The organism is uncultured Murdochiella sp. (assembly GCF_902488755.1).
Classification (GTDB): Bacteria; Bacillota; Clostridia; order Tissierellales; family Peptoniphilaceae; genus Murdochiella.
This window is the reverse complement of record NZ_CABTXF010000059.1, coordinates 1-6,697: the sequence shown is the minus strand read 5'-3', so window position 1 is coordinate 6,697 and position 6,697 is coordinate 1. Positions and strand designations below refer to the sequence as shown.

Below are 6,697 nucleotides of genomic sequence, written 5' to 3'. Positions count from 1 at the left end.
CCTCCAAAACGGATTTGGTGTTAGCAGGAGAGGCGGCCGGCTCAAAACGCCAGAAGGCGCTGGATCTTTCCGTGCCTCTTTTGGAAGGGGAAGAACTGAGAGAATGGCTACAACAGTTAACGCCTCCGCAAGAATAGCGGGACAAACATTTGTCCCCTTGTTGTTATTGTGGTCGTTATGCTGCACAGGAAATAAGGAGGAGCGATGAACGAGAAAATAACGATTCTTCTTTCTACGGGAAATCCGGATAAAGCGAAGGAGCTTCGTGCCCTTCTGGGGGAACGCTTCGTAGTCCAAACCAAATCGGATGTGGGGCTATCCGACGTAGACATTGAAGAAACGGGAAGTACTTTGGCAGAAAATGCCTGCCTAAAAGTTACCGGTCTTTACGAGGCATTACGTTTGGCAGGAAAGGATCCGGACGCATACTGGATTTTAGCTGATGATACCGGACTCTTTGTGGATGCCTTAGATGGACGTCCGGGCATTTACGCGGCTCGGTATTCCGGTCTCCATGCCACATACCGGGACAATGTCGAAAAATTGCTGGGTGAGCTTTCGGGCATCCCCCCAAAAAATCGCGGTGCTTATTTTAAGACGGTCATTGCCCTTTGTCGAAAGGGAATGACGGAAACCGTGGAAGGTGTTTTGTACGGCGAGATTCTGGAGACCCCTCGCGGAACGAAAGGGTTCGGCTATGATCCGGTGTTCTATGTTCCTGAAGAGGGGTGCGCCTTAGCAGAAATGACGGACGATCAAAAGAATCGGATTTCCCACCGTGGACGTGCATATCGTGCGTTATTAGATAAGCTGCGTCGTGAAAACCATACCGTCCCGGGAAATAAAAGCGGAGAAAACGAATGACAGAACGCCTTTTGCTTGTTTCCGATACGCATGGCGATTTGCGTTCCATTCTCTCGTATATCCGGCGTACGCCAGGCATTGACCGCATCTTGCATCTGGGTGACCATGCCTGGGATGCCGAAGAGATGCAGCAGATGCTTGGACGTGTTGTTCTCGGTGTCCGCGGAAATAACGATTGGGGGTCGCCCGCTCCTTGGGAATACACCCTTTTTGTTGAGGGCTTTTCGTTGTTGCTCACCCACGGTCATCGTTATGGTGTCCATTTTGACCGTTTGCCGCTTGTCCAACACGCGCGAGAACAACTTGCCGACATTGTGCTTTATGGTCACACCCACCGCTTTGCTGTCGAACAAATCCAATCGATTTGGGCAATTAATCCCGGATCGCCGAGCCGTCCTTATGATGGTGCGCCCGGCTGCGCCATTCTCACTTTGACAAAAGGCAAGGAACCGCACGTCGAGCATGTGACGTTGGACGCAGAGTAAGCGTACTCGTTTTTACGGCTTTTACAAGCGCAAGACCTCCCAATATGTTTGTATGCTCTTGGGCTTTTTCTCGCACTACGTGTTGGCATTAACCTTCAGCTTATCTGAAAAGGGCATATGCATGAACAGAAGATGCCGTCTTCCATCTTGCGTTGCAAAATCGATGTCCATCTATTAAAATGGGACGACAGGCAGAACGTATTGTAAACTGTCGTGTGCCATTAGCGCAGTGGAAGCGCGCCACTCTCCGGAAGTGGAGGCCCGGGGTTCGAATCCCCGATGGCACGAACCACGTATGCCGCTGGAATCAAGTGATTCCAGCGGCTTTTGTGTTGTAAGGGTGGAAAACGGTCTTGTTTTGTTAGGATTGAATATATCGCCCTTGCCCCTGGAAAATGAGAGAAAAGACAATTGCAGGGGTCGGTCATGCCGCCGCGCCCCGGCAAACGGGAGAAAAGGGAATATGCCGGAGGCAAACCACCCCAAGCTACCCTGATAAATGACAAAAAAGACGATTTGCCAGGGGCATTTGGAATACTGCACTCGGGCAAGGACTTGTCGAATGCGCTTGCCGCTGTCATTTGTGCCGCTCCCAATTGAGGAAAAAGCGGTGCGCCGCTGAGAATGTTGCTGGCGGCGCAGTTGCGGAAGGAGCACCGCTGAAAATGCAGCTGGCGGCGCGGCTATAGAAAGAGTGCGGGCGAGACTAACTGAGGATTTTTCGCTATTGACCCTGGCAAACGACAAAAAAGTAAATATGCCAGGGTCAAGTTTGCCACCCACACCCCTGGCAAATGGGAGAAAAGATGGTTTGCCAGGGTCGGTCATGCCGATCGAGCCCCTGGCAAACTGTGAAAAAGACGATATGCCAGGGTCAATCTACCCCAAGCCACCCCTGGCAAACAGTAAAAAAGACGATTTGCCAGGGGCAATCCATCCCAATCTACCCCTGGCAAACTGTGAAGAAGATGAATTGCCAGGGTCAATCCCCCTCAAAACACCCCTGGCAAACAGGCGACCCATCAGCCATAATCCAAAACGAAACGCTCGCCAATATAAAGATTAGAAATAGCAGAGAAACAGCGTAGACCGAACCGTGCAAGAACAGAATAACTCTCGAATCAAACCATTTCCAGTATGCGCTGAATATCGGAGAGGAGGTTGTCCAAATCGCATTTTTGCGTTGCCCAGCTGGTACAGAAGCGGATCGCTACACGTCCATCGGGAAGTTCGTTCCAGCGTTCAAACACATGGAGTTTTTCCAATTCTTCGACTTGAGCCAGAGTAAAGATGGGGAAAACCTGATTCGTGGGCGAAGGAGAAAAGAACGAGACTCCCATTGTGCGAAGCGCCTCACGCAGAGTATCTGCCAGCGTAATCGCATTTGTTGCAATAGTGGTGTAGAGGTTGTCCGTAAAGAGGGTGTCGAATTGCAGCCCGAGATAGCGTCCTTTTGCCAACATTCCCTCATTTTGTTTGATGGAATAGCGAAATTGCTGCTTGATATCCTCATTCTGAATGACAATTGCTTCGCCAAACATCGCACCGACCTTTGTGCCGCCAATATAGAACACATCAGTTAGCTGTGCCAAATCCGTCAGAAAAACATCATTAACCGGCGTAGCCAGTGCATAGCCAAGGCGTGCACCGTCAATAAAAAGATAAAGCCCGTGACGGTCGCAAACGGAGCGAAAAGCGTTGAGTTCCTTCAAGGAATAGAGTGTTCCTTGTTCGGTTGGTTGAGAAAGATAGACCATTTTCGGTTCAATTTCATGTTCCGGATACTCCATACGGCGATAGTGACGAAGGTACGCCTCGACCTGATCGGCAGAGATTTTGGCATCCTTTTCCGGAAGCGGAAGCACTTTGTGTCCGCGTGCTTCTGTTGCACCGGTTTCATGACCATTAATATGTCCGGTGACGGCGCAGAGAACCCCTTGATAGGGACGAAGGGCATGTGAAATGACCGTAACATTGGCTTGCGTGCCACCGGTAACAAAATGTACATCGCTATGAGGAGCAGCACATGCGTTTTGGATGCGTTCCCTTGCCGAAGCACAGTATTCATCCAGACCATACCCCTGTTGTTTGCAGTAATTGGTTTCACTTAATCGCGTCAAAATGGCTGGATGACAGCCTTCAATATAGTCTGTATCGAATCGCATAATTCACCTTTTCCCTTCTTTCCGTTCATCCCTTATAGTTCATTCATTATAGCGTAGCGACGTTTGACAGGCGGGGAAACGTCCATTATAATGAAAAAACCGTGACTGTGGTGGGTGTGGCCTAGCTGGTTAGGGCGCCAGATTGTGGCTCTGGAGATCGAGGGTTCGAATCCCTTCACCCACCTTTTTTTTGTGCCAAAAGAGCAGAAATAGCGCAAAGAGCAGACGATATTACAAAGAGCAGACAATAGCATTCAATAAGCGGGAATGGCGGAATTGGCAGACGCGCCAGACTTAGGATCTGGTGTCCATGACGTGGGGGTTCGAGTCCCTTTTCCCGCAAGAAAAAAGAACAACAAGAGGGAATCCCTTCTTGTTGTTTTTTTGCTCTTTATTTGCGAACGAGAAAAGCTTTTGCCTCTATTTTACGAGAACAATCTTTCGCCTCTATTTAAGCAAGGATCTTTGACGCGAATACGACGAGAATCAACGAAAAACAGGAGCGGGATACGGAAAACGACGGAGACGGCATAACGGGACACAGTGAAAAAAAGAACCTTGCATAATGAGTGGAGCAAAGGGAATTCGCCTTGCGAACAGACAGAAAGGAAGGTTCTAAAAAATGAAGAAACGAAAAATATTTAGACGGCGAGGGTTGTTGACCGTCATGGCGCTCATGCTGTTTCTCAGCTTTTGGGGAGAAAGTGCAAAGGCATTGCCGGCACCGAATAGGAGACATCATGTGGTAATGATGTATCCGAAGGAGGATAACCTACACGTGTCCCTTTATTTACGGGATGCTTATCGTTCGTCTTCCACAAACAGCGGAATGAGAGATATGGGCAACCCATTTAGCTTGTTTGCCGTCCCTGCGAATATAGTGACTTATGAAGAATCCAAACCGTATTGGAGAATGAATTATCGTCTCTATTGTGTAGAAGGAACAGGACAGCCGCATTTTATCATTGATCTTCTTGCCGATAGACGAGATTACGCCGTTTACACTTCGCATAACGGTGTGATTGAGGAGGTCAACAAAACATTTGAGGCAACGCCGGAAGATTGGGCACTTGTCGGTCATGCCATCGTCTATAATCGCTATGTGGTGGATGAACCGCGCTTAAACCAGACGGCTATCTATGTCGGTCTGAATCAGACGACGGTTTCCCGTAGTGTGTACATGCCACATCGAGCAACGGAAGAACTTACCTACGTTGGAAGTAAAAACAAATCTTTACATGGTGCTTATTCTGACTTCAATTTGGTCTTGGATATGCTTTCGGAAACACGACTCATGGAGAAAAGAATAGCGACCGTAGTCCCTGAAAAACAAAAGACGATAACGGTTCGCAAACCCGGCGAGTACCAATTCGATCCCATTGCCGGTTATGCCATTCCCGGCATGACCGCCGAAGTTTATTCAGGGGATATTGTTTTACCGGAAAAGTTAATGCTCCCCATGCAGAGAGAGGATTTGTTGAAGCAGGATAACGGCTATAAACTCTCGTTTTCTGTACCGAAAACGGCTAAAAACGGAACGTACACCATTAGCGTAAAACGACCGGATTTTTCGTATAAGCCGATTTGGACGGGATTTGCCAGCGACCCGGATTTACAAAAAAGCGCACAATGGTGCGCTACGGTGGATAACACGTTGCCGATGAAAGAGGAACGCTTCACGGTAAACGTGGCAATGGAAAAAGAAAGTAGTGAAATGTCCGATACATCGACAGCTTCGGAAGCATCGACATCGTCAGAAAAATCGACATCCTCACAAACGGGAGCCTCATCGGAAAAGCCGACATCATCACAAACCGGCGCGTCGTCCGAAAAACCGGCATCTTCCGACGCAACGGCATCCGCAGAAGCTCCAACGACCTCTTCCGCGTCACCATCCGCTGATCTATCGAAGCCCTCTGATTCTTCGGCGATTTTGCCTGCGCCGCAATCACCGGGTTCGACCTCTTCTTCCACACCGATCGCTTCGCCAACAAATTCGGGGTCATCGGAAAGCGCGCTTTCCGGACAAAAGGAAGATTCCTCTACGTCGTCTTCCACATCCCTGCGCCTCTCTTCGACTACGCAGGAGAATCCGCCGGAGAAGGATTCGTCGAAAAACAACCAAACGGCGAAGAATAATGAGGCATCTTCTGCGGCGGTAACCATGAATGAAGAACAAGCCGCCGGTGCCGGTCGTATCTTTGGTACGTCGCCCATCACAGGCGATACATTGCGCATTTTTCTCTGGGGAATCGTCGCTTTCGTTGCGGCTGCCGGTCTGATTGTGATGGAAATCATTCGCCGTCGAGAGGAATGATAAAGATAAGGGAATGGCAAACAACGGCATATCCTTCGCCTGAAGCATTTCTTCGTCAACTTTGTAGCGAAGAAGGTACGCAAGTCACATAGCCTCCGCGTGAGGCGTTCTCTTTTCATTCATTTTGCGTTCCGCTATAATACTTGCAGAACGACAGAAAGAGGAGCTTATGGAGACGTTTATCCAACATGCCATGATTTCCTGGGCAACAACCTGTTCCACGGTGAATGCTTTGCTGATGACCGGTACACGCGTAAACCCTGCTGCGGTAAAACGCGAGACCGATCCGTATGATTTTTTATTGATTACGCAGGAAAGCGGAGAGTTGCTGCTTAAGGAAGACTGGAGTGCGCTATTTTCGGAAGCTACGCTGCAAGTGGGGTGTGTGCAACAGGACGACATTTCCCGTTACCGCATTTTTCTTGCCAATGCCACTCGGTTGAACATTACGGTGCTTCATCCCGAAAAAGCGAAGGAAGTTTTAGAGAAGGATACCCTTGCCAAGGTGCTTTATGATCCACACGAAGAATACGCCCATCGCGAGAATCCCAACGACCTTTCCCTGCGCATCAAAAAGCCGACAAGCGAAGAATACGATCTTTGGTGTCAGCAGTTTTTTGCGAACATTACAGATGTGGCGTTAGCACTGGTTGAGGAAGAAGAAATGGTTGCGCAGGCAGCCCTCAACCGAGCGCGGATGGCCTTATTGGAGATTACTTCTGCCGCCGTAGCTTCGGATTCCTCTTTTCATATTAATGTGGGCAAGGATGGGCAGAATCTGAAAGCCTATATGAATGATGTGGAGTATGATCATCTCGCTCGTTCCTACGCGCCAACCGAGAAAGCGCGACTTTGGGATGCCCTTT

The 6,697-nt window shown here is 49.2% G+C and carries 7 protein-coding genes and 3 tRNA genes; 9 read left to right on the top strand and 1 reads right to left on the bottom strand.

Annotation, left to right across the window (positions count from 1 at the left end):
- The first annotated feature begins 204 nt into the window (after nucleotides 1–204).
- The 5 genes from rdgB (at nucleotide 205) to RDL68_RS05820 (ending at nucleotide 2,415) form a co-directional block, all read left to right on the top strand.
- Nucleotides 205–864, top strand: a complete 660-nt coding sequence (gene rdgB, locus RDL68_RS05840) for an RdgB/HAM1 family non-canonical purine NTP pyrophosphatase (RefSeq protein WP_308540742.1) — start codon at nucleotides 205–207, stop codon at nucleotides 862–864.
- On the top strand, nucleotides 861–1,349 hold the full coding sequence (locus RDL68_RS05835; protein ID WP_308540741.1) for a metallophosphoesterase: 489 nt from the start codon (nucleotides 861–863) through the stop codon (nucleotides 1,347–1,349). The genes rdgB and RDL68_RS05835 overlap by 4 nt, the downstream gene beginning before the upstream one ends.
- A gap of 215 nt (nucleotides 1,350–1,564) precedes the next feature.
- Nucleotides 1,565–1,636: transfer RNA gene (locus RDL68_RS05830), tRNA-Arg, on the top strand.
- Between the two features lie 139 nt (nucleotides 1,637–1,775).
- Entirely contained in the window at nucleotides 1,776–1,949 is a 174-nt protein-coding gene (locus RDL68_RS05825; protein ID WP_308540740.1) for a hypothetical protein, read from the top strand.
- 127 nt (nucleotides 1,950–2,076) lie between these two features.
- A complete protein-coding gene (locus RDL68_RS05820; protein ID WP_308540739.1) occupies nucleotides 2,077–2,415 on the top strand; it encodes a hypothetical protein in 339 nt (112 codons plus the stop codon).
- 55 nt (nucleotides 2,416–2,470) lie between these two features.
- On the opposite strand, the gene RDL68_RS05815 is transcribed toward RDL68_RS05820, so the two are convergent.
- Complete coding sequence (locus RDL68_RS05815) at nucleotides 2,471–3,514, bottom strand: aminotransferase class I/II-fold pyridoxal phosphate-dependent enzyme (RefSeq protein ID WP_308540738.1); 1,044 nt, start codon at nucleotides 3,512–3,514, stop codon at nucleotides 2,471–2,473.
- A 110-nt stretch (nucleotides 3,515–3,624) separates the two neighbouring features.
- On the opposite strand from RDL68_RS05815, the gene RDL68_RS05810 reads away from it, so the two are divergent.
- The 4 genes from RDL68_RS05810 to RDL68_RS05795 form a co-directional block, all read left to right on the top strand.
- A tRNA-His gene (locus RDL68_RS05810) sits at nucleotides 3,625–3,698 on the top strand.
- 77 nt (nucleotides 3,699–3,775) lie between these two features.
- Nucleotides 3,776–3,856 (top strand) — tRNA-Leu (locus tag RDL68_RS05805).
- Nucleotides 3,857–4,136: 280 nt separating this feature from the next.
- Nucleotides 4,137–5,831: a hypothetical protein gene (locus RDL68_RS05800; RefSeq protein WP_308540737.1), complete on the top strand. Its 1,695-nt coding sequence runs from the start codon at nucleotides 4,137–4,139 to the stop codon at nucleotides 5,829–5,831.
- 169 nt (nucleotides 5,832–6,000) lie between these two features.
- The coding region (locus RDL68_RS05795; RefSeq protein ID WP_308540736.1) for an aminoglycoside 6-adenylyltransferase at nucleotides 6,001–6,697 on the top strand (697 nt) is incomplete at its 3' end.

Excerpts from the sequence above, each read along its gene's own strand:
- RDL68_RS05835 (WP_308540741.1), top strand. The coding sequence starts at position 861 with ATGACAGAACGCCTTTTGCTTGTTTCCGATACGCATGGCGATTTGCGT.
- rdgB (WP_308540742.1), top strand. The coding sequence starts at position 205 with ATGAACGAGAAAATAACGATTCTTCTTTCTACGGGAAATCCGGATAAA.
- RDL68_RS05815 (WP_308540738.1), bottom strand. The coding sequence starts at position 3,514 with ATGCGATTCGATACAGACTATATTGAAGGCTGTCATCCAGCCATTTTG.
- RDL68_RS05800 (WP_308540737.1), top strand. The coding sequence starts at position 4,137 with ATGAAGAAACGAAAAATATTTAGACGGCGAGGGTTGTTGACCGTCATG.
- RDL68_RS05825 (WP_308540740.1), top strand. The coding sequence starts at position 1,776 with ATGCCGCCGCGCCCCGGCAAACGGGAGAAAAGGGAATATGCCGGAGGC.